This window comes from Wolbachia endosymbiont of Drosophila barbarae (genome assembly GCF_044752445.1).
Taxonomy (GTDB): Bacteria; Pseudomonadota; Alphaproteobacteria; order Rickettsiales; family Anaplasmataceae; genus Wolbachia; species Wolbachia pipientis.
The window spans coordinates 1-1,774 of record NZ_JBIXJM010000109.1; the positions used below are offsets into that span (position 1 = coordinate 1).

A 1,774-nucleotide genomic window follows, 5' to 3' on the forward strand; every position below is an offset into this window, starting at 1 on the left:
ACTCAACCTCCTTATCATCTTCTATCCTTATCTTATCACATCCGGACTTCTATGAAAAGAGCTATATATCAATGATTAGAGATTTCTACTACAACTATCAAGATATTATTCTGAAGCCATTGTATAGTTATGGAGGAAACGATGTGATAAGAATACAAGATGAGAATAGTATTCAAGTAGTAGTGGATCTCATGATAGCAAAATACGAATGCCCTGTGATTGCACAATCATTTTGTAAAAACATAGATAAAGATAAAAGAATATTGCTACTTTATGGCCAACCAATTGGTGTAATGAAACGAATTCCAAAAATCAGTGGAGAGATCAGAACAAACATGCGACTTGGAGCAAGTTTTGAGCCCGCTCAAATGAACGATAGAAACAATGAAATATGTAACAAAATTGGTCCTGAATTAAAGAAAAGAGGGCTAATATTTGTTGGTATTGATATTATAGATGACTTCCTGCTCGAAATTAACACAACTTCACCCACGGGAGTAGTTTATATCAATAAATTGTATAATATATCGCTAGAAAAGGATCTTTTGGACGTGTTTGAAGAAAAAGCAAGCAGCCATCAACTAAACCTGTGAACAATCACCTTAACAAACTCAGTAGTCCCATTCTTTATCCCTGTTTTTTCTGTACTATTGGTCATATCACGCAATTTTTGAGAATTATTTAATAGATCAAATAGTACCTCTGTTAGATTTTTTTTTGCTTCACTATTCTGCTTAACTATTATAGCTGCTCTCGAGTCTTCAATATATTTTGCGTTATAAAATTGGTGATTATCTTTTGAGTAAGGGTAAGGAATATATATAGCAGAACGCCTAGCAAGAGTGATCTCTGCTATTGAAGTTGCTCCTGCTCTGCTAATTACCAAGTGAGCATTGGCCAGTCTATTCTCCATATCATCAAAAAATTCACTCAATTCACAATCGATCTTTTCACTTTTGTATAGACTTTTGACCTTGTTTACATTTTTCTTCGTACATTGCTGCGTCACTCTAATTTTCTTTTTCATTTTAATAGGTAAATCACAAATTACGCTGCTTACTACATCATCAAAAAAATTTGCACCTTGGCTGCCTGCTATGACCAATATATTTAGGATTTTCTCAGTGCTAGAATGGCTCTGTGCTTTTATATCAACAAAATTTCCTGTAAAAATACATTTATTGCCCTCTGCATATTTAGTCTCCGGAAAGCTGGTTGCAATTAATTTTGCACTCTTGAAAAAGAATCTATTTACTCTCCCTAAAACTGTGTTTTGTTCATGTAAAATTATAGGTATAGAAAGAACTCTTGCTGCAAGAAGAGTTGGAAAAGAAGCATAGCTACCAAAACCAATGACCGATTTTGGTTTTAATTTTCTTACTTGATACAGTGCTAACATAGAGCTGTATATCAAGAAAAGGAAAAACTTAAATTTGTTGCTGCTTGGTTTACATAATGGCAAGGTGTAGTTTCCCACGTCAGTATTTTTATTTGTTTTTTTATCAGTAAATACTATGCAACTATATCCTTGTGCCTTTAGTGCTCTTGCTAAAGTTATAGCTGGAAAAATGTGTCCGCCTGTGCCACCTGTTGCTAAAATAATATCCATCTGTAAATAATAAATCCTAGATTGTTAACTGTTATTTAACAATTTGCACGTAGAATTTTATTAAGCGTTATGATAGTTGAGTTAAAAATGCCTAAAAGTATAGCATTTCTCATAATAGTCCGAACAGGTCATAGGAAGGCAGAATCAACAGCACGACGAAAGGAT

At 33.6% G+C, this 1,774-nt stretch carries 2 protein-coding genes; one reads left to right on the forward strand and one right to left on the reverse strand.

All coding sequences use genetic code 11. The features are described 5' to 3' along the window. Positions 1 to 593: ATP-grasp domain-containing protein (locus tag ACIPNH_RS01415; protein ID WP_458695312.1), on the forward strand; the 593-nt coding region annotated here is incomplete at its 5' end. Here ACIPNH_RS01415 and murG read toward each other — a convergent pair. Further along, on the reverse strand, positions 578 to 1,609 hold the full coding sequence (gene murG, locus ACIPNH_RS01420) for an undecaprenyldiphospho-muramoylpentapeptide beta-N-acetylglucosaminyltransferase (RefSeq protein WP_155968867.1): 1,032 nt from the start codon (positions 1,607 to 1,609) through the stop codon (positions 578 to 580). The genes ACIPNH_RS01415 and murG overlap by 16 nt on opposite strands. Between the last annotated feature and the right edge of the window lie 165 nt (positions 1,610 to 1,774).

Excerpts from the sequence above, each read along its gene's own strand:
- murG (WP_155968867.1), bottom strand. The coding sequence starts at position 1,609 with ATGGATATTATTTTAGCAACAGGTGGCACAGGCGGACACATTTTTCCA.